Source organism: Methanobrevibacter sp. (genome assembly GCF_017539065.1).
GTDB lineage: Archaea > Methanobacteriota > Methanobacteria > Methanobacteriales > Methanobacteriaceae > Methanocatella.
Genome location: NZ_JAFYHP010000009.1, coordinates 23,881 through 49,489 on the forward strand (window position 1 = coordinate 23,881; position 25,609 = coordinate 49,489).

29 protein-coding genes and 1 tRNA gene are annotated in these 25,609 nt (G+C 32.9%); 23 read left to right on the plus strand and 7 right to left on the minus strand.

The genetic code is table 11. The features are described 5' to 3' along the window. Positions 1 to 14: 14 nt before the first annotated feature. Positions 15 to 1,199, minus strand: coding sequence for a M48 family metallopeptidase (locus IKS50_RS01310; RefSeq protein WP_292844179.1), 1,185 nt, complete (start codon positions 1,197 to 1,199; stop codon positions 15 to 17). 166 nt (positions 1,200 to 1,365) lie between these two features. Here IKS50_RS01310 and aroA point away from each other — a divergent pair, with 166 nt between their 5' ends. The 15 genes from aroA to IKS50_RS01385 all read left to right on the plus strand — a co-directional run bounded on the left by aroA (position 1,366) and on the right by IKS50_RS01385 (position 15,431). Further along, entirely contained in the window at positions 1,366 to 2,688 is a 1,323-nt protein-coding gene (aroA, locus tag IKS50_RS01315) for a 3-phosphoshikimate 1-carboxyvinyltransferase (RefSeq protein WP_292844181.1), read from the plus strand. Then, positions 2,681 to 3,310, plus strand: coding sequence for an endonuclease III (nth, locus tag IKS50_RS01320; protein WP_292844183.1), 630 nt, complete (start codon positions 2,681 to 2,683; stop codon positions 3,308 to 3,310). Before aroA ends, nth begins: the two co-directional genes overlap by 8 nt. A 144-nt stretch (positions 3,311 to 3,454) precedes the next feature. After that, the gene (cysK, locus tag IKS50_RS01325) at positions 3,455 to 4,402 is read left to right on the plus strand and encodes a cysteine synthase A (protein WP_292844185.1); all 948 of its coding nucleotides are present in this window, start codon (positions 3,455 to 3,457) and stop codon (positions 4,400 to 4,402) included. 60 nt (positions 4,403 to 4,462) lie between these two features. After that, complete coding sequence (gene cysE, locus IKS50_RS01330) at positions 4,463 to 5,179, plus strand: serine O-acetyltransferase (protein ID WP_292844187.1); 717 nt, start codon at positions 4,463 to 4,465, stop codon at positions 5,177 to 5,179. Between the two features lies 1 nt (position 5,180). Beyond that, positions 5,181 to 5,561 (plus strand): transcriptional regulator, encoded by a 381-nt coding sequence (locus tag IKS50_RS01335; protein ID WP_292844189.1) that lies wholly within the window; start codon positions 5,181 to 5,183, stop codon positions 5,559 to 5,561. A 69-nt stretch (positions 5,562 to 5,630) separates the two neighbouring features. After that, positions 5,631 to 5,702 (plus strand) — tRNA-Cys (locus tag IKS50_RS01340). A gap of 32 nt (positions 5,703 to 5,734) precedes the next feature. Continuing rightward, on the plus strand, positions 5,735 to 7,081 hold the full coding sequence (cysS, locus tag IKS50_RS01345; RefSeq protein ID WP_292844191.1) for a cysteine--tRNA ligase: 1,347 nt from the start codon (positions 5,735 to 5,737) through the stop codon (positions 7,079 to 7,081). A gap of 236 nt (positions 7,082 to 7,317) precedes the next feature. Beyond that, the gene (locus IKS50_RS01350; protein ID WP_292844192.1) at positions 7,318 to 8,616 is read left to right on the plus strand and encodes an O-acetylhomoserine aminocarboxypropyltransferase/cysteine synthase family protein; all 1,299 of its coding nucleotides are present in this window, start codon (positions 7,318 to 7,320) and stop codon (positions 8,614 to 8,616) included. 75 nt (positions 8,617 to 8,691) lie between these two features. Then, a complete protein-coding gene (nifS, locus tag IKS50_RS01355) occupies positions 8,692 to 9,900 on the plus strand; it encodes a cysteine desulfurase NifS (RefSeq protein ID WP_292844194.1) in 1,209 nt (402 codons plus the stop codon). A 2-nt stretch (positions 9,901 to 9,902) separates the two neighbouring features. Beyond that, on the plus strand, positions 9,903 to 10,277 hold the full coding sequence (gene nifU, locus IKS50_RS01360; protein WP_292844196.1) for a Fe-S cluster assembly scaffold protein NifU: 375 nt from the start codon (positions 9,903 to 9,905) through the stop codon (positions 10,275 to 10,277). Positions 10,278 to 10,331: 54 nt separating this feature from the next. Further along, entirely contained in the window at positions 10,332 to 10,697 is a 366-nt protein-coding gene (locus tag IKS50_RS01365; protein ID WP_292844198.1) for a desulfoferrodoxin family protein, read from the plus strand. Positions 10,698 to 10,777: 80 nt separating this feature from the next. Then, the gene (locus IKS50_RS01370; protein WP_292844200.1) at positions 10,778 to 11,278 is read left to right on the plus strand and encodes a hypothetical protein; all 501 of its coding nucleotides are present in this window, start codon (positions 10,778 to 10,780) and stop codon (positions 11,276 to 11,278) included. Positions 11,279 to 11,290: 12 nt separating this feature from the next. Continuing rightward, a complete protein-coding gene (locus IKS50_RS01375; RefSeq protein WP_292844202.1) occupies positions 11,291 to 13,555 on the plus strand; it encodes a DHH family phosphoesterase in 2,265 nt (754 codons plus the stop codon). A 2-nt stretch (positions 13,556 to 13,557) separates the two neighbouring features. Further along, positions 13,558 to 14,442 carry a zinc-ribbon domain-containing protein gene (locus tag IKS50_RS01380; RefSeq protein WP_292844204.1) on the plus strand — a complete coding sequence of 295 codons (885 nt, stop codon included), beginning with the start codon at positions 13,558 to 13,560 and terminating at the stop codon, positions 14,440 to 14,442. Between the two features lie 8 nt (positions 14,443 to 14,450). Then, on the plus strand, positions 14,451 to 15,431 hold the full coding sequence (locus tag IKS50_RS01385) for a zinc ribbon domain-containing protein (protein WP_292844206.1): 981 nt from the start codon (positions 14,451 to 14,453) through the stop codon (positions 15,429 to 15,431). Position 15,432: 1 nt separating this feature from the next. Here the strand turns inward: IKS50_RS01385 and IKS50_RS01390 are convergent, their stop codons facing one another. Next, positions 15,433 to 15,723: a winged helix-turn-helix domain-containing protein gene (locus IKS50_RS01390; RefSeq protein ID WP_292844208.1), complete on the minus strand. Its 291-nt coding sequence runs from the start codon at positions 15,721 to 15,723 to the stop codon at positions 15,433 to 15,435. A 148-nt stretch (positions 15,724 to 15,871) separates the two neighbouring features. Between IKS50_RS01390 and IKS50_RS01395 the strand changes: the two genes are divergently transcribed. The 8 genes from IKS50_RS01395 to rrp42 all read left to right on the plus strand — a co-directional run bounded on the left by IKS50_RS01395 (position 15,872) and on the right by rrp42 (position 21,839). Continuing rightward, positions 15,872 to 16,504 (plus strand): zinc ribbon domain-containing protein, encoded by a 633-nt coding sequence (locus IKS50_RS01395; protein WP_292844210.1) that lies wholly within the window; start codon positions 15,872 to 15,874, stop codon positions 16,502 to 16,504. Between the two features lie 71 nt (positions 16,505 to 16,575). Continuing rightward, positions 16,576 to 17,286: a ribonuclease P protein component 3 gene (rnp3, locus tag IKS50_RS01400; RefSeq protein WP_292844212.1), complete on the plus strand. Its 711-nt coding sequence runs from the start codon at positions 16,576 to 16,578 to the stop codon at positions 17,284 to 17,286. Continuing rightward, complete coding sequence (locus IKS50_RS01405) at positions 17,276 to 17,632, plus strand: Rpp14/Pop5 family protein (protein ID WP_292844448.1); 357 nt, start codon at positions 17,276 to 17,278, stop codon at positions 17,630 to 17,632. Before rnp3 ends, IKS50_RS01405 begins: the two co-directional genes overlap by 11 nt. Before the next feature lie 212 nt (positions 17,633 to 17,844). After that, positions 17,845 to 18,627, plus strand: a complete 783-nt coding sequence (gene psmA, locus IKS50_RS01410; protein ID WP_292844214.1) for an archaeal proteasome endopeptidase complex subunit alpha — start codon at positions 17,845 to 17,847, stop codon at positions 18,625 to 18,627. A gap of 34 nt (positions 18,628 to 18,661) precedes the next feature. After that, the gene (locus IKS50_RS01415) at positions 18,662 to 19,363 is read left to right on the plus strand and encodes a ribosome assembly factor SBDS (protein WP_292844216.1); all 702 of its coding nucleotides are present in this window, start codon (positions 18,662 to 18,664) and stop codon (positions 19,361 to 19,363) included. A gap of 31 nt (positions 19,364 to 19,394) precedes the next feature. Beyond that, a complete protein-coding gene (gene rrp4 / locus IKS50_RS01420; RefSeq protein ID WP_292844218.1) occupies positions 19,395 to 20,321 on the plus strand; it encodes an exosome complex RNA-binding protein Rrp4 in 927 nt (308 codons plus the stop codon). Between the two features lie 24 nt (positions 20,322 to 20,345). Continuing rightward, positions 20,346 to 21,041 (plus strand): exosome complex exonuclease Rrp41, encoded by a 696-nt coding sequence (rrp41, locus tag IKS50_RS01425; RefSeq protein WP_292844220.1) that lies wholly within the window; start codon positions 20,346 to 20,348, stop codon positions 21,039 to 21,041. 12 nt (positions 21,042 to 21,053) lie between these two features. Next, on the plus strand, positions 21,054 to 21,839 hold the full coding sequence (gene rrp42, locus IKS50_RS01430) for an exosome complex protein Rrp42 (RefSeq protein WP_292844222.1): 786 nt from the start codon (positions 21,054 to 21,056) through the stop codon (positions 21,837 to 21,839). Here rrp42 and IKS50_RS01435 read toward each other — a convergent pair. The 5 genes from IKS50_RS01435 to IKS50_RS01455 are packed head-to-tail and all read right to left on the minus strand — an operon-like array spanning position 21,836 to position 25,606. Beyond that, positions 21,836 to 22,465, minus strand: a complete 630-nt coding sequence (locus IKS50_RS01435; RefSeq protein ID WP_292844224.1) for a molybdenum cofactor guanylyltransferase — start codon at positions 22,463 to 22,465, stop codon at positions 21,836 to 21,838. The two genes, rrp42 and IKS50_RS01435, sit on opposite strands and share 4 nt — an antisense overlap. 17 nt (positions 22,466 to 22,482) lie before the next feature. Beyond that, positions 22,483 to 23,241, minus strand: coding sequence for a hypothetical protein (locus IKS50_RS01440; protein WP_292844226.1), 759 nt, complete (start codon positions 23,239 to 23,241; stop codon positions 22,483 to 22,485). A 16-nt stretch (positions 23,242 to 23,257) separates the two neighbouring features. Further along, a complete protein-coding gene (gene cbiT / locus IKS50_RS01445) occupies positions 23,258 to 23,821 on the minus strand; it encodes a precorrin-6Y C5,15-methyltransferase (decarboxylating) subunit CbiT (protein WP_292844228.1) in 564 nt (187 codons plus the stop codon). Further along, positions 23,822 to 24,370, minus strand: a complete 549-nt coding sequence (locus tag IKS50_RS01450; RefSeq protein ID WP_292844230.1) for a UbiX family flavin prenyltransferase — start codon at positions 24,368 to 24,370, stop codon at positions 23,822 to 23,824. Positions 24,371 to 24,379: 9 nt separating this feature from the next. Next, a complete protein-coding gene (locus IKS50_RS01455) occupies positions 24,380 to 25,606 on the minus strand; it encodes an HD domain-containing protein (protein ID WP_292844232.1) in 1,227 nt (408 codons plus the stop codon). Positions 25,607 to 25,609 lie beyond the last annotated feature (3 nt).

Sequence of the window (25,609 nt, forward strand, 5' to 3'; positions counted from 1 at the left end):
TGAATCCACTTGAATTAATCCATTGTATTAATGTTTACTGCATTAGGTTTCATTACACCCTTTTTCTTATCGAGCCTTTCTTCTATGTAGAAACTAACGCTGGTATATTCCTTGAAATCTTCATTTCTTCCTTTAAAATCATATTTTACGAAGTAATAGGATTTACCGTCCTCTCCCTCTATAAATCCTGATTTTCCATGAGAGAATATGCTGCTTATAATTCCATATTTGAGGTCCTGATCTTTGTATTTGAAGCTGTTCCAAAACGGTTTAAGCTCTTTTTCGATTTTCCAGTATTCGGTGTTTTCGGTGTCAAGACCAGCTTCCTTAATTTTTTCGGTTAATCTGTCCTCAATATTCCATTCTTTGTTAAGTCTAATGCTGTATTCTAAATATCTGTGCTGTAAAGCTTCTTCCGGATATTCGTCTTCAACCAAATCGGCAATTAATGAATATACATTTACTTTGCTTTCACTTGGGGCCGGTGTTAATGCAGCATCGATTGCATAAGATAGGGCATTGTCAAAGTCTCCATTGAAATAATAACTGTTAGCTATTTCAGCTTTTATGTACCAATCGGGTTTTCTAGCCATAATCTCTTTAAGATATCCAATTGCTTCATCATATTCTCCAAGTTCATTAGCACATTTGGCCAATCTCCATTTAAACCAGATGTCCTCTGTCAACTCTTCTAATTCAAGTGCTTCTTTTGACATTTCATAACATCTGTCGATTTCATCGAGCTTTAGAAGAGCTTTAGTTACTTGACTGTAGTATTTTTCTTTAGGGGAGGGATATTTTCTTCCATTAAAATCACTTGCCTTTGCACTTAAATAGTTAGGATTTAGCATTTCTGCCCAGATAAGAACATCTTCAAAATCATTATTCTTATTTAAGTATTCAAGAAGTTTTATTACAGATAAGGTATAAGGACATGGATATTTGATTCCTTTTGATTGGTCTTCCTGTTTTTTAAGTTCTGTAATTAACTCAGTGGTTTCAAGTATTTCATCAATATCTTCGTTATTTTTAATGTATTTGTTGTATAATATCCAACTGAAAGTAGTTTTGTCAAATTCTGAGAAGTCTTCTTGGGAAGTTTCCCAATATTCACGGTAAATTTCTTCAGCTTCATCAATTTTGTTCTCTTTTTTGAATCTTTGCGCTAATTTCAATTTTTCTTTGGTTACAGCATCCATGAATAACACCTCATTTGTATATATATTGTTACTACCATCCTTATAAATAATTTTCAATTTTTTGTATTTAAAAAAATAGTGAGAGCATTTGAAAAATATTTTTCCAGTATCAAATTTTTCATAGGTAAATATTTAATGAAATTAAATTAAAAATAATAATGATAAAATGATTCTCAAGGTTAAAAATATTTCAGAAATCGGTGGAGTCGTTAAGGCACCTCCTTCAAAAAGTTATTCTCACAGAGCAGTTATTCTCGCTTCACTAGCCAAAGGAACATCCAAATTGTATGATATGTTATATTCGGAAGATACTCTATCATCAATTAGGGTATGTGAAGCTTTAGGTGCTGAAATAACTAGGAATGATGATTGTTTGGAGGTCATAGGTACCGGAGGAAAGCTTCATAATAGCTCAGCCGAACCTATTGATTTGGCCAATTCTGGAACAACCTTAAGGTTAATGACATCCGTTTCCGCCCTAAGCGACAATGAGGTCATATTGACTGGGGATGACTCACTGCAAACTCGTCCTATGGGATTGCTTATGGGGGCGTTATATTCTTTAGGAATTGAGACAGAGTCATTAAATGATAATGATAAGGCACCAATATTAATCAAGCCGGGTTATGTTGGTGGCGAGACCAATATTATGGGTAATGTTAGTTCACAGTTTATTTCATCAATTTTAGTGTCCGCACCGTTGTCTGAACATGGGGTTATATTGTATGTTCTGCCTGAATTCAAATCAAGACCTTATGTGAATATGACTTTGGATATTATGAGGAAATTCGGAGTTAAAACATTAAAGGGATACTACTTAAAACACGATAATTGTGATAAGGTGCATCAAAGTTGCAGAATTGATGAATTCATAGTCAGAAAACAGGATTATGTTGCTTGCGATTATACTGTTGAAGGAGATTACTCATCAGCATCATATTTATTGGCATTGATAGCCATTAATGGTGGAAAAGCTAAAATAAAGAATCTATTCAGAACCTCCAAGCAAGGCGATAAATATATATTAGATATCCTTCAGGCTATGGGAGCTACAATTATTCGTGGTGAAGATTATGTTGAAATTGCATCAGAAGGCAAGCTAAAAGCTATTGATGTTGATTTGTCAAATGCGCCGGATTTGCTTATCACAGTAGCTGTTCTTGCGGCAATGGCTGAAGGAACAACCAATATTACCGGTGTTGCTCATGCAAGAGTTAAAGAAACTGATAGGATTGATACAACTTGCAGGGAATTGGAAAAATTAGGTTGTAAATTAACTGAAAGAGAAGATGGTATGAGCATTACTGGAGGAGTTAGCTCTGGCAGAGTTGATTCTCATGGGGATCATCGTTTAGCAATGGCATTTAGTTTAATAGGCCTTAAGCATGACATTGAAATTACAAATGGGGAAGTCTTTGATGTATCTTTCCCTAATTTTATTGAAAGTATGGCGGCACTTGGATTTGAATTGGAGTTAAACAATGAATAAGGAAGAACGTGTAATAAAATTAATAGAAGAGTTAGAGAGTGTTTTTACTATTAGGACATTTTTGGACCATGACCCATATAAGGTATTGATTAGAACTATTCTTTCTCAAAGAACTCGTGATGAAAATACCGATCAAGCTACAAATAACCTATTTGATAAATATCCGGATATTTATGCGGTTGTTGATGCTCCAATTGATGATGTTAAAAAGTTAATCAAACCTGCTGGTTTTTATAATGTTAAGGCCGCCAGAATTCAAGAAGTTTCCCAAATATTAATTGATCAGTATGGCGGTGAAGTTCCGGACACTGTTGAAGAAATGATTAAACTTCCTGGCGTTGGCAGAAAAACAGCAAATTGTGTAATGGTTTTTGCTTTTGAGCTTCCTGCAATCCCGGTCGATACGCATGTTCACAGGATTTCCAACCGTTTAGGTTTGGTGGATACAAAAAATCCTGAAGAAACTGAGGTTGAATTGTGCAAAATCGCTCCTGAGGAATTGTGGATTAAATTGAATGATTTGATGGTCCAGTTCGGTCAAAACATCTGCAAACCAATCTCTCCTCAATGTGAAATGTGTCCGTGCACTGACATTTGTGATTATTGTGGGGAAAATATTTAATAATTTTTTAGTCATACCAAAACATTTATAAACTAAAACAATGTTATATAACAGTAGTTATTATAACAATCGTTATATTAACTTTTAAAATAACCCTTTAATATGCCTTAAAACATATATAAAATAATATAGGAGAATAAAAATATGGCAAATATTCCAAAATTAAAAAGAGGAGTTTTAGAAAGTATTACAGATGCTATCGGAAATACTCCAATTGTAAGATTAAATAATTTAACTAAAGATTTAGAAGCAGAAGTTGATGTAAAAGTCGAATCATTCAACCCAACTGGCAGTGTAAAAGACAGAGTTGCGGTTGCAATGATTGAAGATGCAGAAGAAAAAGGATTGCTCAAGCCAGGTTCAACAATCATTGAACCGACTAGTGGAAATACCGGTATTGGCCTTGCATTTGCAGCGGCAGCAAAAGGTTATAAATTAATTATAACCATGCCTGAAACCATGTCCATTGAAAGAAGGAAATTCGTAAGTGTTTTAGGTGCTGAAATTGTTTTAACTCCTGGTGCTGATGGAATGGGAGGAGCTATTGCAAAAGCAAATGAATTAAATGAAGAAACTCCAGATTCTATTATATTAGGTCAATTTGACAATCCTGCTAATGTTAAAATCCACGCTGAAACCACCGCTCAAGAAATTTTAAGAGACACTGAAGGAAAAGTTGATATTGTAATTGGTGGTGTAGGTACAGGCGGAACAATTACCGGAATCGGTAAAGTATTAAAAGAAGAAGTTCCTGGTGTCAAAATTGTCGCTGTCGAACCAAAAGATTCCCAAACTTTAGGAAAAGGTGAAAAAGGACCTCACAAAATCCAAGGTATTGGTGCAGGGTTTGTCCCATCAATTTATGACGATAGTGTAATTGATGAAATTATTCCTGTTGCAAACGAAGATGCGGGTAATACTTTACTTGCACTTGCTCGTGAAGAGGGTATATTTTCAGGTATTTCATCTGGAGCTGCAACTTGGGCGGCACTTGATTTAGCTAAAAAAGAAGAAAATAAAGGTAAAAGAATAATAGCTATTTTACCGGATAACGGTGAAAGATACCTCTCTGTTGATTGGTTATTTGAATAAGAATAACTATATATACCATATGTTATAATATTTTAATTGTAAACTTTAGAGGTATACCAGATGTTTAAAAATTTAAGGGATGAAATTAAAGCTATTAAGCAAAAAGATCCAGCGGCTCGCTCTACATTAGAGATTTTTTTATGTTACCCTGGATTTTATGCTTTATTATTCCATAGGGTAAGTCATTGGTTATGGAATCATTCTTTTAAGCTTTTAGCCCGTATGAATTCTAATTTGGCAAGATTTATTACAGGAATTGAAATTCACCCTGGTGCGACATTTGGTAAAAGAGTTTTCATTGATCATGGAATGGGTGTTGTTGTTGGAGAAACAGCCATAGTTGGTGATGATGTGCTGCTTTATCAAGGAGTAATCCTTGGCGGTACCAGCACTGAAAAAACTAAAAGACACCCAACACTTGAACGTGGAGTAATTGTTGGTGCTGGTGCTAAAGTAATGGGAAACATTACTATTGGAGAATATTCTAAAATCGGTACTGGAGCTGTAGTTTTAAAAGATGTTCCTCCACAATCAACTTGTGTTGGAGTTCCAGGCAGAATTGTTAGACGTAAAGGAGTGCGTCCTGAAACAGTTGATTTGGATCATGGAAAGCTTCCGGATCCTGTTGCTGATGCATTAAGAGTAATCGAAAAGCATCTTCAAGAAAACGATAAACGTTTCGAGATTTTATTTGAAAAACACGAAATTTGTTTAACTGAAGATATTAGAGATGAACAAGAAGAGTTAGAAGATTTATTTAAAAAGGATGGGGATTAATGTGAAACCACCTTGTGAAATCGTTGTATGGTATGTAATACCAGCTATCAGATCAGAATTAGCAAAAGAACTTTTGAATTTAGGTATGAGGCAGAAAGATGTTTCTGAACTCATGGACATTACTCAACCCGCCGTATCACAATATATAACTGATAAACGTGGTAGTGGAATTAAACTTGATGATAATGTCAGAAAAATGATTAAAGACTTTGCTCAAGAATTATCAGATGGAAGAGCTACAAAAGCTCAATTAATAGGAAGAACATGTGCTATATGCAAACATGTTGAAACTGCGGATGTTTTAGAACAACTTAATATTGATAAGTCTGAACTTGGGGAAGATTGTCAATCTTGTTTAGGTTCAGAAGCTAGTAATTGCTAAAATATTGGAATTTATAGTAAACTATATAAACTATTAATAACAATATTTTATTATCTTATTAATTTTAATGGCAAGTTTACCGAGTGGCTTAGGTGTGTGGCTGCAGACCATAATACGGGGGTTCAAATCCCTCACTTGCCTTTTATAATTACTTTTTTTCGAGGTTTATTCTTATGGAGATTTATTCAACTTTAACTCGTATGAAAGAGGATTTTAAAACAATTAACGAAAATCGTGTAAATTTATTTGTTTGTGGTCCTACTGTTTACGATGATGCTCATATTGGGCACGGAAGAACATACATTTCCTTTGATACAATAAAAAGATACTTGGAATACAAAGGATATGCAGTATTTTATATTCAAAATGTTACAGATATTGACGATAAAATAATTAACCGCTCAAAAGAAAGTGGAATTCCATCAGATATCCTAGCACGTAGATTCGAGAAGAGATATCGTGAAGACATGGAAAGATTAAATGTTAATGGCGTTAATCTATTTGCAAGAGCAACAGATCATATGCCTGAAATCATTGACCAAATCCAAAGATTAATCGATAAGGGATTTGCCTATGAAACTGAAGATGGAGTTTACTTTGAAATAGACACTTTTGAGGAATTTGGTAAATTATCTAATAGAAATGTGGAAGAGTTAGAATCCCATCGTGAAATAGCTGAAACTACAAAGAAAAACCAGCAAGATTTTGCGTTATGGAAAAAACGTGAAGGAGTAGATGAACCTACCTGGCCATCTCCATGGGGTGACGGAAGACCTGGATGGCACATTGAGGATACTGCAATCACTGAATTCTACTTTGGAGAACAATATGATGTCCATGGTGGAGGACTTGACTTGATTTTCCCACACCACGAAGCTGAAATTACTCAAATGGAAGCGGTAAGCGGAAAATCTCCAATGGTAAGATACTGGTTACATACAGGATTTTTAAATGTTAATGGAGAAAAGATGTCCAAATCACTTCATAACTTTATTACAATCCGTGAATTGCTTGAAAGCTATGAACCGGACACTTTCAGATTCTTTGTTTTATCCACTCATTACAGAAGTCCTATCGACTTTTCTAAAGATTCCCTTCATCAATCTGAAAGAAGTTTGGATAGAATCAGAAAATACTATGAACTTTTAGATGTAGAAGTCGGATATGAAGATTATGAATGTGATGTCTTAGCTCCTCATAAGGAAGAATTCTTTAATAGTATGGATGATGACTTTAACACTCCAAAAGCTATTGCAGCATTATTTGGATTAATCAATGATACTAAAAATGACTTAGATAATTTATCCAATGAAGATAAAATAGCTATTAAGGCATTCCTGGATGATGCAGCACATATTTTAGGCGTTAGCTTTGAAACTGAAGAAGTCAATGCAGGTTCTGATGACTTGCTTAATTTGATTTCTGAAGTTAGGTCTGAACTTAGAGCTAACAAACAATATGACTTATCCGATAAAATTAGATCAGACCTACAATCTTTAGGTTATGAGATTAATGATTAGGGAGATTTTTCTCCTCTTTTTTTAACTTTTTTCATAGTTTTTCAAAAGATATAACAACCTTTATATACTAAAAATAACATACGTTATAATCGAATGAGGTCATCTCATTTTCCTGTTTTTTGACTGTTATTTTTTAGGTATACCAAAACATTTATATATAAAAAATAACTATTGTTATATAGTAAATATAACACGTGATATAATTTACTGAAAATTTATTTAAAAAGGTGATATTTATGACAAATAAAGATTATGGATTAGCAACTTTAGGTGTACGCGCAGGACAAATTCCAGACCCCGCAACTGGGGCCCAGGCAGTTCCAATTTATCAAACAACTTCATATGTATTTAAAGACTCAGATGAAGCTGCAAGGAGATTCGCCCTTCAAGAGTTTGGACAAATTTACTCCAGACTTACAAACCCTACCAGTGATGTATTTGAAGCAAGAATTGCCGCTATCGAAGGCGGTAACTCAGGTCTTGCAACATCAAGTGGTCTTGCAGCAATTTCATATGCGATTTTAAATGTAACTGAACCTGGAGACAACATTGTTTCAGCAGACAACCTTTATGGTGGAACTTACCAATTATTTAATTATACTTTTAGAGACTTAGCAAGAGAAGTCAAATTTGTTGACTCACAAGATTTGCAAGCTTTTGAAGATGCAATTGATGAAAAAACAAAGGCAATATATGTAGAATCTATTGGAAATCCAAAATTAGATGTGCCTGATTTCGAAGCACTCGCAGAAATTGCACATTCTCATGACATACCATTAATAGTGGACAATACTGTTGGTGTAGGTCTTGTCAGACCATTAGAATATGGTGCAGATGTTATTGCAGCATCAGCTACTAAATATGTTGGAGGACATGGTACAGCTATTGGAGGATATATTGTAGATTCTGGTAAATTCAACTGGGGAAACGGCAAGTTTGCAAACTTCACAAAACCAGATCCAAGTTACCACGGATTGGTATTTTGGGATGCATTTGGAGATGTTCCTGAACTTGGAAACATTGCATTTACTGTAAGAGCAAGAGCAAGACTCTTAAGAGATATCGGGGCAACACAAGCACCGGTACACAGCTTCATTTTCTTACAAGGACTTGAAAGTTTAGATTTGCGTGTAAAAAGACACTCTGAAAATGCTTTAAAAGTAGCTAAATTTTTAGAATCACATCCTAAAGTTAAATGGGTAAACTATCCTGGTTTAGAATCCCACCCAACATATGAAATTAATAAAAAATACTTAAAAGATAACTTTGCCGGAATCTTAGGATTTGGTGTTGAAGGTGGAGAAGAAGCTGGTCGTAAGGTAATTGAAAAATTAGAATTATTCTCAATTCTTGCAAATATTGGTGATGCAAAAAGTCTCGCAATTCATCCAGCAAGTACTACACACCAGCAATTAAGCCCTGAAGAACAAGAGGCAACAGGAGTAACTCCTGATTTCATTAGACTTTCTATTGGTTTAGAAGATGTAAATGATTTAATTGATGACTTAGGCCAAGCACTTGATAGTCTTGACTAGGTTACCATTAATTCACTTTAAATTTATATAAAATAAGAATTTAATTAATATAAAAAAACAATTGGGAGATAGAGAATGTATTTAGATAACTCAGCAACTACACAAGTAAGTGAGGAAGTTTTTGAAGAGATGAAACCATATTTCACTGAAGAGTTTGGAAATCCTTCTACTCTTTATGGAATTGGTCGCGAATCAAAAAAAGCATTAGAATTAGCTCGTCAAAGAGTAGCAGATGCAATTAATGCTAAACCTGAAGAAATAATCTTCACCGGTGGGGGATCAGAATCCGATAATTTAGCTATTAAGGGGATTGCTTTTAAATTAGCTAAAAAAGGAAAACATATTATCACCACTGAAATTGAACACCCTGCTGTAAAAGAGACTTTATATTTCTTAGAATCTTTAGACTTTAAAGTAACCTACTTACCTGTCTATGAAGATGGTATTATTAAAATTGAAGATTTAAAAGAAGCAATAACTGATGAGACAATTTTAATTACTGTAATGCATGGTAACAATGAAATTGGAACCCTCCAGCCAATTGAAGAAATTGGTGAAATTGCTCGTGAAAAAGGCATTAAATTCCACACTGATGCTGTTCAAACCTTTGGTAAAGTTGAAGTAGATGTTGAGAAATTAAAAGTTGATTTGCTTTCTTTATCTTCTCACAAAATTAATGGACCAAAAGGTGTTGGAGCAATATATATTAGAAAAGGAACTCGTGTTGTTCCATTAATCCATGGTGGTGGACAAGAAAGAGGAATTAGAGCCGGTACTGAAAACGTTCCAGGAATTGTCGGATTTGGAAAAGCATGTGAGCTTGCAGTATCTCAATTAGATGAGCACTATGAAAAATTATCCGCAATACGTGATGAAATCATAGAAAAAGTTTTAGCTACAATTCCGGAAGCATATCTAAATGGTAACAAAGAACATAGATTGCCGAATCTTGCAAACTTTAGATTTAAAGCTATTGAAGGAGAATCATTAATTCTGCTTTTAGATGCAAAAGGTTATCAGGCTTCAACTGGTTCAGCATGTTCATCAAATAAACTAGAAGCATCACCGGTATTGACTGCACTTGGTTTAGACCCAGTTGATGTTCATGGATCACTTAGAATTTCTTTAGCTCCTGAAAGTGATACTTTTGACGTTGATGAATTTGTAAATACTCTTGCAGAAGCAGTTGCAAGATTAAGACAAATGTCTCCTTTATGGAATCAAGAATTAGATTATGATGGCGTAATGTGTAAAAAACACGGTGACGATTGTAGGATGTGTTAATTATGGATTATTCAGAAAAAGTAATGGATCACTTTGCAAACCCAAGAAACTGTAGAATGATGGAAGATGCAAACGGAGTTGGGACTGTTGGAAACCCAACCTGTGGGGATTTAATGACAATCTACATTAAAGTTAATGATGATGAAGTTATTGAGGACATCTCTTTCCAGACATTTGGTTGCGGAGCAGCTATTGCAACCAGCAGTATGATTACTGAAATTGCAGTTGGAAAAACTCTTGAAGAAGCATTAAAAATCTCAAGAAACGATGTTGCAGAAGAATTAGATGGTCTTCCACCAATTAAAATGCATTGTTCAAACCTTGCGGCTGATGGACTTCAAGCGGCAATTGAAAATTATTATGAAAGCAATCAATAATAATAAATACTTTGATAAATAAAATATCTTTAACTATATAAGGAGATGTTTTATATGGCAAAAATTTTAAAATGTGACGATTGTGGAAGTATTATCCAAGTCTTAGCTGAAGGCGATGAAAAAGTATGTTCTGACCACATGCTTGCATTCCCTGTTCAAACTGAAGGAGAAAAATCTCCTAAACACAAACCTGTAGTTGAAATCGATGGTGACAAAGTAACCGTAAAAGTCGGTGAAGCAGCTCACCCAATGGATGATGACCACTACATTCAATTCGTAATTGTTGAAGCAGGTGCTGAACAATACGCTAAATGCTTTAAACCTGGAGATGTTGCAGAAGCAACTTTCACTGTAAACTCAACTGATGATGTTAAAGCATTGGCATTCTGTAATTTACACGGACTTTGGTCCAGCGAATAAGTTTAAAAATTAATTTTTAAACTTTTTTTCTATTTTTTTTATAAAAAATTTTAATAATATCTTTTTATATAAGATATATTGTGTCTAGTTATATAAAATTAATAATTTTTGTTGTAGTTTTACTTTTAATATCCATAGCTATTGTTTTTGTTGATAGTTCCCTGGATAATATTAATGAATCCATGCCTGATATTAGTGAGGGCATTGTTCAAGGCGATAAAGATTACAATGAATCCGTTGAATTATTAAACAGCAGATATTTTGAGCAATCAAGAGAAAAAGCAATATCTGCCGGAGATAATTATAATAATAGTTTAAATAAACTTGAAAAGATTCAAGAAAAATATGATAAGGATTTAAATGAGGTTCACAAAGATTACATTGACACAACAATAAACGAAGTGAAGCTTAAATTAAAAGCTGTTGATGAGCTAAAAGAAGCAATATATTATTTGGAAATCTATTATAATTACACTGGATCAACTCATGGTACTGAAGCCAATGATTTGATGTATAGTTCATTAACATATCAAAATGAAAGAAACGAAATTGTTCAAGAGAATCCAGAATTATTTACTTAAATGAGGTTTAAAATGAAAACTAAATGTCCAAAATGTAATGGAATAGGTTCAGTTGTAGTGGACTATAAAGAATGTGAGGCCTGTGGAGGAACAGGTTTTGAAGATGATGTTTTTGATATAGGTAATCATTTTAAAGGAGTAAACAGTAAAGCACGTGATAAATTTGACCTTGGAGGGGAAGAAGATATTCCATGTGAAGCATGTAATGGAAAAGGACAGGTAGAAGTTTATGAGGAATGTCCTTACTGTCATGGAACAGGTCAGATAAATGTATGCAGAGACTGTGGTACATTACTCGATGAAAAATATGATTTATGTCATGAATGTGGCGAAAAAAGAAAGGCTGAGAAAGTTAAGTATGATGAATTTGAAGCTAAACGAAAACAAGCTCGCGACGTGTATGTTCTTGATTCCATTTGTAATATGAGAGATATAGATAAAGACAAATTATACAAAGGAAAAATTACAAGAATAGAAAGGTATGGTGCTTTCGTATCCTTAAATAATAGCGTTTGGGGTTTAATGAGAGGCGATGTCTCTGAATATAATGTCGGGGATGAAGTAATTGTATTTATAACTTCAATTAAATCAAGAGAAGGTAAAATCGATTTTGCACCAGCTTATGTTGAATCATATAATCTTAAAAGGCTAACTAAATCAATTCCACGAACACTTATATCTCAATTGGATGAGAATAAAGGTAAAATTGTCAGGATTGACGGTGAAGTTCAGCAAATCCAACAGACTTCCGGTCCAACAATATTTATAATTAGTGATGAATCCGGAACAGCCGAAATTGCCGCATTTGATAAAGCAGGTGAGAGATCTTATCCTGAAATAGAATTAAATGATGCGGTTCAAGTTATTGGTGAGGTAAATGAGCATGGCGGAAAAACACAAATTGAATCATCTTCTATGCTAAAACTTGATGAAGAAAGTACTCGCCAATTACATAAATTAATTGACGAAGCATTAAATAGGAAATCTCGACCACAGGAGGTTGATTTCTTAGTCAAAAGTGATGTTTTAAATAGACTCAGGCCTAAAATGTATGAAGCCGCCCAAAAAATTAGAAGGGCAATACTTGATGGAAGAACTGTCATACTTAGGCACCACAATGATGCTGATGGAATAGTCTCCGGTGTTGCAATGGAAAAGGCGATTGTTCCATTAATACGAGAAATAAATCCAAGCAATGATGCTGAATATTACTATTTTAAAAGATCACCAAGTAAAGCGCCATTTTATGAGCTTGAAGATGTTGTAAAAGATTTGTCATTTGCCCTAGAAGACCAGGAAAGGCATGGTCAAAAATTGCCTTTGATTGTATTGTTGGATAACGGTTCAACAGAAGAGGATATTGTAGCATTAATGCAAGCGAAAATCTATGATATTGAAGTTGTTGTAATCGATCACCATTCTCCAGGCGAATTGCTCACAAAAGATGAACATGATGGCGAGATTTATGGAGCAACAGTCGCTGTTGATGAATATGTAGATACACATGTTAATCCTTACTTAGTTGGTGGAGATTCACAACTAACTGCAGGCTGTCTTGCAACAGAAGTAGCACATATTATAAATCCTAGCGTTAAGGAATTAATTCAACATTTACCTGCAATTGCCGCATTGGGGGATCGTTCTGAATGTGGTGAAGTTTACCAATACTTAAAGTTAGCTGCTCAAAAAGGATTTAGTCAAGAACACATAGCAAAAGTAGCTGAATGCGTTGATTTTGAAGCTTATTTCCTAAGATTTATGAATGGTAGAGGGATAATGGATACAATTTTAGCAGTTGACAATGTTGATAAACACAGAAAAATGATTGATGCATTATATAAGGAATATCAAAAAAGGGTTAACACTCAACTTAGAGCAGCACTTCCAAATATCAAACAGATACAACTTGAAAATGGAATCTACTTTAATTTGCTTGATGTTGAAAAATTCGCCCATAAATTCACATTCCCCGCTCCTGGGAAAACCTGCGGATTCGTGCATGACCATATTATAAAACAATTAGGAGAAGATAAGCCGATTGTAACATTAGGCCATGGGCCTGATTTTGGCGTATTTAGAGCAACAGATGCAGTGAATGAACAGTATGGATTTAATGTAAATGAAATTGTAGATAAAATGATTGAGAAAGTTCCTCAAGCTGGAGTAGATGGAGGAGGCCATGAATGTGCAGGTTCCATCAAATACATTGAAGGGCTAGGTCAAGAAGTATTATTCAAAGTCGTTGAAGAAATTCAATCATTATCTAAAAAAGGATAAAAATGGATTTAGGGAATTATTGTAAAAAATGCGGTCATAGAATACTACCAAATGAACCTTATTGTAGTGGTTGCGGACATAAAACAGGTTATGATGGAAAAAATACAACCATTGTTTTAATCCCTCCAATACATGATGTAGGGTTCTTTAATTTTGAAATTGATTTTTCACCATACATTAATACTAAAAATAATTTTAAATATGAAATATGCTCTTGCGGATACATAAATGACATTAACAATGAGTATTGTTATATGTGCGGGGCTAAAAGAACACCAAGCAAATTCTCAAAAATCTTTAAAGGTGAAACCAAACCGAAATTTTCTGTTGATACAATCTTATGTGAATGCGGCGCAATCAACTCAAATGAAAATGTCTTCTGTGAAATGTGCGGTAGACAGTTAAAAGAAGATGAATTGGAATCAATGGATAATTATAGTAATTTTAATCTAGAGTTTAATGATTCAATATTTTGTTTTTGCGGAGAGGAAAACGAAAAATTCTCTCATTTCTGTAAAAACTGCGGATTGCCCTTAACTAATTACGGAAATTTGGGTAAAATGAAAATATTATGCACATGCTCCACATTAAATGACATCACCAGTGACTTTTGCGTTCAATGTGGCAATAATTTAAACAAGGAAGATACAAAGATTGTCTGTATTTGCGGCCATAAGAATTCAAAACATCATAAGTTTTGTGAGAATTGTAAAAGACCATTAAACCCTCAGAGAAATGTTAAAACAAGAATTGTATGTTCTTGTGGAGAAGTGTTATCATGGGACAGCGAGTTCTGCCATAATTGTGGCAAAAATGTTAAGAGAAGATTTATTCAACAAAATTCCATCAATAATGTAGTTAAAACTCTTAAAAATAGTTTTAGGTAGTGGTTATAATGAGATATTGTGATGTCTGTGGAACTTTTAATTTTAAAGAAAATAATTATTGTACTCATTGCGGCAATAAATTATTGTTAGAACACATCTGTCCGATTTGCGGCGAAAATAACACGGATTTTGCTACTCATTGTGTTAAATGTGGAAGCCAAATTAATCCAATAACTATTGAGGATTTTGAAACATTATTTTCTCAGTTTAATCAGGATTTGCTAGCAAATGCCAAGGTAAGTAACGAACAGTACAATCAGATTTTGTCCGATATATTTATAAGAGCAGCGTATGTTGACATTTGGGGAGATACTATCCGAAATAAAATTCTCAACTTTGCAAGCATTTTTACTGAGTGTAAACCTAAAGCAAGAGGATATGAAAGGGGATATATATTTTTAGGAAAGAATATTTATTATGATGACAGATTGGATGATTCAGTTCAGATTGCAACTATTATCCATGAATTAGGTCATTTTTTCTTATTTGAGATTATTGAAAGTTTATTATGTTATATTTTTAAAGTTGAAACATCCACTACACTTCAAAGTTTTGTTTGGTATTTTTTAACTCTTCCGGAGTTTAAAATAATGAACGAATACTGCTCACATACCGTAGAGGGAAGATTTATTCCTTATGGATATCAAAACTATGGATCTTTTAACGTTTTAGTTGAAAATATGGGAATTGATGATGAATCCGTTGACAGTATGATTAAATTGGGGAATTCTTTTGCAAATGAAATAATTGTTTATTTAGAAAAATATATTGATGAAGAATTAAGAGAGGAGATAAAAGTTCAGTATCGTATGGATTTAAGCTCTCCAACATATGAGTCAATTTTTAAAGAAACGGATAGTTGTTTCCCATTAGATTTTAAAAATAGTATTTTATTAAAAATGATGTATGATGTTTTAAAAGAAGTTTCAAGCAATAGTGAAGAGATAAAGGAATTGAAAAGCATCAAAGAAGGTATTGAATTAAGTTAATTCATTCTCCCTTTTCTTCTTTCTCTTTAATAGTTTCTAATACTTCTTTACCTGTATCAGTTAATCTGTATAATCTTCCTTTACGAGCTTCTTCATTAATGCATTCAACAATTTCTTTGCTTTTTAATTCACTTAGAACTTTTGAAATATGATTAGTTCTAATTCCACTGTCACTAGCGATTTTAGTTGGTATTTTAACATCGTCACCAATGGATTTTAAAGTTTTTTCTCGGTATTTGGAAATTTGAACGTATGAAGTTAATTTCAGAAGTTCATCGTTTTCTTTCACCATAATAAAATATATGTATGTTTAATATTAAATATTTTATAACATTGTATACTTACTTTAAACACTTCTTAGGCCCATTTAAATTTCATAAGTAACTACATATATAACGTGTGACAAAATTAATATTAAATTATAGTTTTAATTGATTAAAATGAAATGTAGTAAATGTGGGTTTGAAAACAAAGATAAAGCGAAATTCTGCACTAAATGTGGAAATTCATTAACAGAGCAGTCTGCTCCAGTTGCTTCACCCAAGCCAGATAACACAAAATATATAATAATAGCTTTAATTGCAGTTATAGTTATTTTAGCCGGAACAATTGGTTATTTTGCATTAAATGGCAATTCTGATTCGGTTGAAAGCAGCGATAATTCACAGGATAGTGCAGATTCTCAAGAAGTACAATCTGTTGATAGTTCTAATGATGATAAAGATGATTCTGATTCTGCAAAAACAACTAAAGTGTCCTCATCAAAAAGCAAGTCTAAAGAGTGGGAATTAATAGGAAGTTATTCAGGTTCAGGTTCTGGTTCTGAGACTATTAGTGTTCCTGAAGGAAAAATAATGGTAAAACTTTCTGCTTATCCAATTTTAAACTATGCTACAAACCATTTATATGTCACAGGTTCCAATGATGTGTCTGGTGGTGTAGATTGGGGTCCGAAAAGTGATGTTGAGACAAGATATGACTCATTTACATACACATCATCTTCTGAAGAAGAATTTACAATAGATTATTATGAGACTGTAAATTGGGAAGTTGATTTTTATAGATATCAATAAGTGATTGATTTATCACTTATCTTTTTTTTTTTTAAAAAGTTATTAATATATAAAATAATAAAATAATTACTATGTTTTTTGATTTAAATATAAAAGGAAGTAGCTTAGAAAATAATATTAAACTGGCTATGGAAGCTTCTAATTATGGATGGGAGCATATTAATTTTTCATATAATCAGAATGATTTTCAAAATGCCCTAAATTTGAAAGAAGATTTAAAAGAGAATTTGAAGGACACTATAAATTTTGATTATACATTAGAAATTGAATCAACAAACATTAATGAGATTAGAAAAAACGTTAACAAGTTTAGAAATAAAGCATTATGCATTTCTGTTGTTGGTGGGGATTTAAAAGTCAATAGATCTGTTTTAGAAAACATTAAAATAGATGTGTTGTCAAGACCCTATTTAAAAAGGTATGATTCTGGCCTAAATCATATTCTTGCAAAAGAAGCGGCAAATAATAATGTTGCTGTTGAATTATGTTTTAAAGATATTTTAAGGAGTTATTTGGCACCAAGAGCCAAGGTTATTTCTAATTTCAGAGATATTTACACATTATATAGGAAATTTGACTTTCCTTTGATTTTATCTTCAAGAGCAGAGTCTATTTTTGATATTAAAACTACACATGATTTCATTTCAGTTTTTAAACAAACCGGACTGACTGATGAAGAGATTGATAAATCTTTTAAAACCGCCGAAAATATTTTAGAATTTAATAAAAATAGGAGTAATTTAATTTTTAAAGGAGTTAGGAGGGTTGATGATGAAGCTTAAGGTTTTACCACCTACCCTTAGGAAAAATAACCGTTATTTAACTTTAGATATTAAAAGTGTTTCTCAACTTACTAAAGATGAGCTAGTAAATATTATTTGGGACAATTGTGTTCGATTTCAGGGTGAGTGCAACACTTCCAATTTTAATTTATGGGTTATGAAATTTTATGAAATTGGCAAAACTGACGATTTCATTCATTATAAGTCAATTGTGAGATGTCAAAGAGATTTTACCGAAGACGTTAGGTCAGCACTGGCTTTAGTCAATAAATATAATTCTAAGAATATTTCAATAACTACGATTGGGTTGTCCGGAACAATAAAATCATCAGAAAAATTTATTTAATTACTTTTTGTTAGAATAAAATAGAAAACTATATAAATAAATATTATTATATATATCAATTGAATTTATGGGAAAAGAATAAAAAATATTTTAACTCACTATGTATTTGTGGTTAAAATTAATATTTGCCTTTTCATGGAAGATTTGGTTTTATTTTTTTTAAGTTGTCGAAATATAAAACTATAACATTTATAAAAATATGAGGTATTAATATGCAACCTTTACAAAGCGCTGGATATGACAGGGCTATTACTGTATTTAGCCCAGATGGAAGACTTTTCCAAGTAGAATATGCAAGAGAAGCTGTTAAAAGAGGAACTACATCTATTGGTGTAAAAAGTTCAGAAGGTATTGTTTTAGCTGTTGACAAAAGAACTACTTCAAAACTAGTTGAAGCATCATCTATCGAAAAGATTTTCAAAATAGATGAACATATTGGAGCAGCTACTTCAGGTCTTGTAGCAGATGCAAGAGCATTAGTTGAAAGAGCAAGAGTTGAAGCACAAATTAACAAAATCACCTATAGTGAACCTATTCGTGTAACTAGCTTATCTAAAAAATTATGTGATATGTTACAGTTATATACCCAAAATGGTGGAGTAAGACCATTCGGTTCTGCTTTAATCATTGGAGGAATATATAATGGAAAATGTAAATTGTACGAAACTGACCCAAGTGGAGCTTTAATTGAATACAAAGCAACTGCAATTGGTTCAGGAAGATCTGCTGCAATGGAAATCTTTGAAGAGAAATATGAAGATGATTTAACATTAGATGGAGCTATTGAATTAGCTTTAACTGCTATTAATGATGCAACTGACCATGAAACTACTTCAAATAATGTAGAAATTGCAGTAATAAAACTTGAAGACGAAAAATACGAAAAACTTCCTCAAGACGAGGTACAGAAATACATTGATAAAGTAATTCCAAAAGAAGAGGAAGAAGAGAGTGAAGAAACCGAAGAATCTCAAGAAGATTCCAAAGAAGAATAATTATTTTCTAATTAATTAGTTAGGGGATGCTTTGATGGTAAATATTGATGAAGCTATAATCGCTAAATATGAATACTCAGGAGAACATTTTGAAATATTAGTTGACCCTGATTTAGCAGCTGATTACAGAAATCCGGATGGCCCAGATGTTGCCATCGAAGATCTTTTAGCTGTTGAAGAAATTTTTAAAGACTCTAAAAAGGGAGATAAAGCTTCAGATGAAGCTATGAACAAAATATTTGAAACTACTGATCCTATTGAAGTTTCCAAGATTATACTTGAAAAGGGAACTGTTCAGTTAACTGCTGACCAAAAAAGGAAAATGCAGGAGGATAAAAGAAAACTTGTTATAAATAAGATTGCTAAAGAAGCAGTCAACCCTCAAAATGGGCTCCCTCATCCAGTTCAAAGAATCGAAAATGCATGTGATGAGGCAAAAGTTAAGTTTGATCCGTTCACATCAGTAGACCAACAAGTTCAATCAGCCCTAAAAGCCATCAAACCACTTATTCCAATCCGATTTGAAAAAGTTAAAGTTGCTGTTAGACTTCCAGGTTCAGCAGCAGGAAGTGCTTATAATGTCATTCATGGATTTGGAGAAATTGTAAATGAGGAATGGCAACAGGATGGTTCATGGATTGCAATCATCGAAATGTCAGGGGGTCTTCAAAATTCATTTGCTTCTAAAATGGCTGAAATTTCAGGTGGAGAAGCAGAAACTAGAACTATAAAATAATTAAATAAATGTTTATGTTTATGGGATTATTATGATACACGTAGAAAATAAAGATTTAGTTATTCCAGGTCAAATATTGGCCGATGATGAATACTATTCAGGGAGAGGTACCTTTAAAGAGAATGGTAAAGTTTGTTCTTCTTTATTGGGTCGTGTTTCTTTAAGGAATAAAAAAATCAGAGTTATTCCTTTGAAAAGTAAATATGTTCCTAAAAAAGGAGATGTGGTAATTGGTAAAATTAAAGATGTCAGATTCTCAATGTGGGATGTTGACATTAATTCACCATATTCCGGAATTTTACCGGCTTTTGAAGTGTTTGGTCGTGAGAAAAAAGAACTCAACAGAGTATTTGATGTTGGGGATGTGCTATTTTTAAGAGTTGTCGAAGTTGATGAAATCAAAAAGGCAAAACTTGGTTTAAAAGGTAGAGGAATGGGCAAATTTAAAGGAGGAATTATTGTAGATATTGCTCCAACTAAAGTTCCTAGATTAATCGGTAAAAAAGGCTCTATGATCAACATGATTAAAGATAAAACCAAATGTAAAATTGTCGTTGGTCAAAATGGTCTTGTTTGGGTTAAAGGAAACGAGGATATGGAACAACTCACCCGTGAGATTATCCATTTGATTGAAGCTGAAGCTCATACTTCTGGTTTAACCAATAAGATTAAAAACAAATTATATTTAACTATTGATGGTGAATTGCCACCTGAAGAAATCGAAGAAGTTGAAGAAGAATTTGTCTTAGAAAAACCTAAACTTCAAAACTTTAAAGAAGAATTAGAGGAAGAAGAAAGACAAGAAGAGGAAAGACAAGAAGAAGAGAAAAAAGAGAAAAAAGAAAAACCAGACATTGGTGAAGTTATAGAAGAATTTAAAAGAAAAAATAAAAGCAAAGATGGTTCATTATCCTATGGTGATAACTCCAATAACTCTTTTATATTAAATAATAAATGATTCTTTCTTGATTATGAGGTTGATATGATGTCAGATTTAGTAAGAGATGATGGTAGGAAATTTGATGAATTACGTCCTATTAAAATTGAAGCAGGAGTTCTTGAACGTGCAGATGGTTCAGCTTACTTAGAAGTTGGTGGAAATAAAATATTAGTAGCTGTTTATGGTCCTAGAGAATCATACATTAGAAGATTACTTGAACCAAATACTGGTGTAATAAGATGCAGATATAATATGGCGCCATTTTCCGTAGATGACAGAAAAAGGCCAGGGCCTGATAGAAGATCATCTGAAATTTCTAAAATTACCGCTGATGCTTTAAGGCCAGCATTAATGTTGGAAAATTATCCTCGTTCAATGATTGATATTTATATTGAAGTAATAGAAGCTGAAGGTGGAACTCGTTGTGCTGGAATTACTGCCGCTTCTGTTGCGCTTGTTGATGCAGGTGTGCCTATGAAAGATATTGTTGTAGGTTGTGCTGCAGGTAAAGTTTATGATGAAATAGTTCTTGATTTATCTGAAAAAGAAGATAAAGAAGGACAAGCTGATGTTCCAATAGCTATGATGCCAAGAACTGGAGAAATCACATTGCTACAAAGTGACGGTAATTTAACTGAAGAAGAATTTGCAAAAGCAGTTGATTTAGCTATGGAAGGATGTCGTAAAGTAAACGAGATTCAAAAAGAAGCTTTAATGAGAAAATATTCTATAGAATAGTGGGTGGAAAATATGGAGATAGTACCAGAAATTACAAGAAAAAGTATTGTAAACCTTGTCAGTAATGATAAAAGAGAAGATGGCAGGGGACTTGATGAATATAGGGACATTTCTATTGAAACTAATGTTATTTCTAAAGCTGAAGGTTCTGCTCGTGTTAAACTCGGAGGAACTCAAGTTATTGTAGGTATTAAACCACAACTTGGAAGCCCATTCCCAGATACTCCAGATTTAGGAGTTTTAATGACTAATTGTGAAATGTTACCAATGGCTGATCCTACTTTTGAACCAGGACCACCTAGTGATGATTCAATTGAACTTGCACGTGTAGTTGACAGAGGTATTCGTGAAAGTGAATTAGTAGAATTGGATAAGTTATGTGTTGAAGAAGGAAAACACGTTTGGATGTTATTCATTGATTTGCATATTATTGATAACTGCGGAAACCTTTTCGATGCATGTGAATTAGCTGTTATGGCTGCTTTAAAATCTACTAAAATACCTGTTGCAAGTATTGTTGATGAAGAAGTTGTCATTAGTGAAGATGAAACCTTTGATTTACCAATTAATAATGAATTAGCTTTATGTACTTTTGTTAAAATTGGTGATAAAATGGTTATCGACCCAACATTATCTGAAGAAAGCGTAGCTAGTGCTCGTTTAAATGTTGGTGTTACAAAAGATGGTCACATTTGTTCCATGCAAAAAGGTGGAAAAGAACCATTAACTAAAGATGATATTCTTTTCGCTGTTAATTTAGCAGTAACAAAAACAAAAGAGTTAATAGAACATCTTTAAACGTCTTCCGGACGATTAAGATTTCTAAATTCTTTTTTTTCTATTTTTTCATTATCAATTAAAATAAATTTTGCATCTATTTTTTCTATTAATCCTTTAATATGCAATACATCTTCACTAACTAATTTTTCAATTTCCGGAACAATGTTTTTATTATAAATTGAATGTAGCGGCTCTGATGTTTTTAACTTGTCTTTTGGATCATGGTAAGGAACAATGGCTTGAAAATTCTCATCAAGTTCTTCAAAAATAGCGTTAATATAGTTCACAGAAACATACGGACTATCACAAGGTAAAATTAATGCATACTCACTATTGATTTTTCGAAGCCCGGTCATAATTCCAGGCATCGGACCTTTATTTTTAATTTCATCTTCAATAAAAAATAGTTTGAATGAGTAATCTTTTGGATTAATAAATTCACTATATTTGGCTATCCTAGATTCATCGTTTAAAACAAGAATAACTTCATTAATTTGATGGTTTAAAGTAGAAAGGATGTGTTTAATCATAGGTTTATCTTGAATAATCATAGAACCTTTATCCTGACCCATTCTACTACTCTTACCTCCACATAAAATAATGCAGGATTTAATATTTTCACTATTTTTCAAATGGTTACTCATATTAAATCTCTCCAGGGTTATTTTACATATACATCGGCGTCAGCATCAAATGGATTAGTACGAACAACTAATGCAATCATGTATGGGTAATGTTTGTATAAATATTTTAAATAGTAAACCCATTCATAGACTAATTTATCGTAAACTCTTTTCATATCTCCATTTAAATGGCCAAAATCAGTATCGGTAACTAAATTTAAATCTTTTCTATGCTCTAATTCTTCATCTAAGTGGAGAATAGCATTAATTAATTCAGTAAATTCTTCTTTTTCAAGTAAATTAGGATTGTTTATTAAATTAATAATAAATTCTCTTTTACTGGAAAGAAACATTCTTAAGTTTTCTAAAAACTCTTCGCGTTCCTCTGGAGGGATGTTGGCCTGAAAATCAAGTGAAGCTCCTTTTAACTCAGCTAACTTATTATCATAGTCGCTTTCATCCCAATCTTTGATGGATTTTAAATTTTCAGTACTTGCTTTATACTTATTTGCAGTACTCAATTGATTGATCAACTCGTTACCGACTTCTGAAAAGAAAGTACTCATAAGCATGTCTAATTTTTCAAGCATAGCTTCTTTTTCTTTTTTTTCAATAATTTCATCAAGTATGAATGCTACCAGTAAAATGTCAACCGGAATAAAACCTAAATGTGTCCAGATATATGAAATAATATGTTCTGCATCGCCTAATACAAGGTAATTAGACCCATAAATAATTATTATTAAAATAATCATTAATATTGAAAATTTAACTTTCCAACTTAATCTTTTGCTCATTTTATAATCTCCGCTTTCATCGTTTTTTTGCTGTAATTATAGCTATTGGGTTTTCGCTGATCATTAAAACTCCACGGTCAAGGACTCGTCCATTTGAAATGTTCACTTCCATAATTTTTGGATTATATCCCAAATCTTTAAGTTTGTTGATGGCCTCAACTTTAGTGTCAACTAAAATAGCTGTAATGATGATTCTTCCTTTCGGATTTAATTTTTCATTAACAATGTCTAAAATATTTTCTAATTGCCTGCCGCTGCCCCCTACAATGGCAATATCAATGTTATCAATATTTTTTAGAGCGTTCGCCCCATCATCATTAATTAATGTTACATTATCTCCAAGTCCAAATTTCTTAAGGTTATTGGATGTTACCTCAATCGCTTCGGGATTTGTATCAATGGAAATCACCTCACCTGCTCTTTGGCTGAATTCGCAAGTGATTCCGCCAGTTCCACATCCGCAGTCAACAACTTTATCGGTAGATGTGACTTCTGATTTATATAATATTATCGCCCTTATAGCTTCTTTACTTGGTCCTGGAACATCACAGGATTTAATAAAATCCTTATCTTCTAACATCTACTCCCACCTTTTAAATAAATTATTTTCAATTTTCAAAGAGTCTAATATCTTTCCAACAATAAAATTGATCTGGTCATCAACTGTATCATGAGTTGAGTAAAAACCGGGCATTGCAGGTAAAATTATAGCCCCTTCTTGTGATAATGTTAGCATATTCTGTAAATGAACACTTCTGAGTGGAGTTTCACGAGGCACAATAACAGTAGGCCTTTTTTCTTTCAAACTCACATCGGCAACTCGTGTTATTGTATTGGCACCATATCCATTTGCAATTGAAGATAATGTCTTCATGGAGCATGGCACAATAGCCAGTGCGTCTGCTTTAAATGATCCGCTATTTATTGAAGCGGTTAAATCATTGAAATCGTAATATGTGTCTGCCATATCAATGACCTCTTCAACGCTATATTCAGTTTCCGATTCAATAACAATTTTAGCAGCATCACTGATGACTAAACTATTTTCAATATCTAATTCTTTTAGAGCTTCAATGAGTCTTATTCCATATATTACTCCGCTTGCTCCTGTTATTCCAATTACTATCATGTTATTCTCCTAGAATAGTTTAATTTGGTCGTAATGTATGCCATGGAATTTTTCACGGTCAATTTCTGGCAAATCAACATAATTTTCTAATTTGAGTTTGTTAAATTTAGATTTCTCATCTTCTGGGACATAAACACTAATATCTGGTATGTTAAATCTTGCCTTACTCAACGCCCCTATAATATTTGATATTTCAGTCAATGGGAATAATTTTCCATCAACGGTCACTTGTGTTTTCATCTCATCAAAACGAGGATATTCTGCGATATTTATAAATATATAATCTTTATCAAGCCCATAATCTTCAGCTATTTCTTCTTCTGCTTTTCTAAGTTCTTCCGGTTTGATTTTATACATTTTTTCCGGGAATTTAAAGTTATCTAAACGGATTGTCTTAACCCTTTTTGGGACAATCCTGTTGTCCAATCTGTACATTATGTCATTTACATACTCATTGTCGCAATGTCTAAATATTGCGGTAATGTCTGAATCGTCGTATTTATACATTTCACGTTCATTGATTATTCCTTCAGTGAAAGTCTTTTTCAATGCTCTTCTAAACATTGAATTGACAATTCTTGTTGTGTGGTGTTGATACACACTTGGATACATGAAATACCTTGATACTAATGCTCCTTCTGCAGCTTGAACACCTTTAATATCAAGTATCAATCCATCATCTAAGCTTAAGTTTGAGATTAGTCTTTCATAATCAATTATTCCATAAGACACTCCGGTATTGTGTGAATCTCTTAATAGATAATCCATTCTATCAACATCAAGTTCCCCTGAAACAATCGGGCCTAAGTGGCCTTTTCCGGTTATAATGTCTACAATTTCATTTACATCGAATTTTTCTTCAAGCAAATCTTTCATTGATGTTTTAGTAATTACAAATTTTGAGAATTCTTCATGAGGGACGGATAATACTCCTTCGGATACATGTGAGAATGGGCCATGTCCAATATCATGCAGTAGTGCTGAAGCTCTTATTAATTCGATTTCATCATTACTTAAGTCCAATTCTTCAGCGAGTTTTGATCCTAGGTTCATGGTTCCAACGCAATGTTCAAATCGGGTATGTGTTGCTCCAGGATAGACTAAACTTATTAAACCTAGTTGTTTTATACGCCTTAAACGTTGGAATTGCGGCATGTCCATTATTTTTACTTCGAAGTTTTTTAAGATAATATCTCCATAGACGCTATCTCTGATAAATTTCTTTTTTTCACTCATTTT

Coding starts and splice junctions, on each gene's coding strand:
- aroA (WP_292844181.1), top strand. CDS start 1,366: ATGATTCTCAAGGTTAAAAATATTTCAGAAATCGGTGGAGTCGTTAAG.
- rrp41 (WP_292844220.1), top strand. CDS start 20,346: ATGATGTCAGATTTAGTAAGAGATGATGGTAGGAAATTTGATGAATTA.
- cysK (WP_292844185.1), top strand. CDS start 3,455: ATGGCAAATATTCCAAAATTAAAAAGAGGAGTTTTAGAAAGTATTACA.
- IKS50_RS01395 (WP_292844210.1), top strand. CDS start 15,872: ATGAAATGTAGTAAATGTGGGTTTGAAAACAAAGATAAAGCGAAATTC.
- cysS (WP_292844191.1), top strand. CDS start 5,735: ATGGAGATTTATTCAACTTTAACTCGTATGAAAGAGGATTTTAAAACA.
- IKS50_RS01435 (WP_292844224.1), bottom strand. CDS start 22,465: ATGAGTAACCATTTGAAAAATAGTGAAAATATTAAATCCTGCATTATT.
- rrp42 (WP_292844222.1), top strand. CDS start 21,054: ATGGAGATAGTACCAGAAATTACAAGAAAAAGTATTGTAAACCTTGTC.
- nth (WP_292844183.1), top strand. CDS start 2,681: ATGAATAAGGAAGAACGTGTAATAAAATTAATAGAAGAGTTAGAGAGT.
- IKS50_RS01455 (WP_292844232.1), bottom strand. CDS start 25,606: ATGAGTGAAAAAAAGAAATTTATCAGAGATAGCGTCTATGGAGATATT.
- IKS50_RS01385 (WP_292844206.1), top strand. CDS start 14,451: ATGAGATATTGTGATGTCTGTGGAACTTTTAATTTTAAAGAAAATAAT.
- psmA (WP_292844214.1), top strand. CDS start 17,845: ATGCAACCTTTACAAAGCGCTGGATATGACAGGGCTATTACTGTATTT.
- IKS50_RS01350 (WP_292844192.1), top strand. CDS start 7,318: ATGACAAATAAAGATTATGGATTAGCAACTTTAGGTGTACGCGCAGGA.
- IKS50_RS01405 (WP_292844448.1), top strand. CDS start 17,276: ATGAAGCTTAAGGTTTTACCACCTACCCTTAGGAAAAATAACCGTTAT.
- IKS50_RS01440 (WP_292844226.1), bottom strand. CDS start 23,241: ATGAGCAAAAGATTAAGTTGGAAAGTTAAATTTTCAATATTAATGATT.
- IKS50_RS01380 (WP_292844204.1), top strand. CDS start 13,558: ATGGATTTAGGGAATTATTGTAAAAAATGCGGTCATAGAATACTACCA.
- rrp4 (WP_292844218.1), top strand. CDS start 19,395: ATGATACACGTAGAAAATAAAGATTTAGTTATTCCAGGTCAAATATTG.
- IKS50_RS01365 (WP_292844198.1), top strand. CDS start 10,332: ATGGCAAAAATTTTAAAATGTGACGATTGTGGAAGTATTATCCAAGTC.
- IKS50_RS01310 (WP_292844179.1), bottom strand. CDS start 1,199: ATGGATGCTGTAACCAAAGAAAAATTGAAATTAGCGCAAAGATTCAAA.
- IKS50_RS01450 (WP_292844230.1), bottom strand. CDS start 24,370: ATGATAGTAATTGGAATAACAGGAGCAAGCGGAGTAATATATGGAATA.
- IKS50_RS01390 (WP_292844208.1), bottom strand. CDS start 15,723: ATGGTGAAAGAAAACGATGAACTTCTGAAATTAACTTCATACGTTCAA.
- nifS (WP_292844194.1), top strand. CDS start 8,692: ATGTATTTAGATAACTCAGCAACTACACAAGTAAGTGAGGAAGTTTTT.
- cysE (WP_292844187.1), top strand. CDS start 4,463: ATGTTTAAAAATTTAAGGGATGAAATTAAAGCTATTAAGCAAAAAGAT.
- cbiT (WP_292844228.1), bottom strand. CDS start 23,821: ATGTTAGAAGATAAGGATTTTATTAAATCCTGTGATGTTCCAGGACCA.
- nifU (WP_292844196.1), top strand. CDS start 9,903: ATGGATTATTCAGAAAAAGTAATGGATCACTTTGCAAACCCAAGAAAC.
- IKS50_RS01375 (WP_292844202.1), top strand. CDS start 11,291: ATGAAAACTAAATGTCCAAAATGTAATGGAATAGGTTCAGTTGTAGTG.
- rnp3 (WP_292844212.1), top strand. CDS start 16,576: ATGTTTTTTGATTTAAATATAAAAGGAAGTAGCTTAGAAAATAATATT.
- IKS50_RS01415 (WP_292844216.1), top strand. CDS start 18,662: ATGGTAAATATTGATGAAGCTATAATCGCTAAATATGAATACTCAGGA.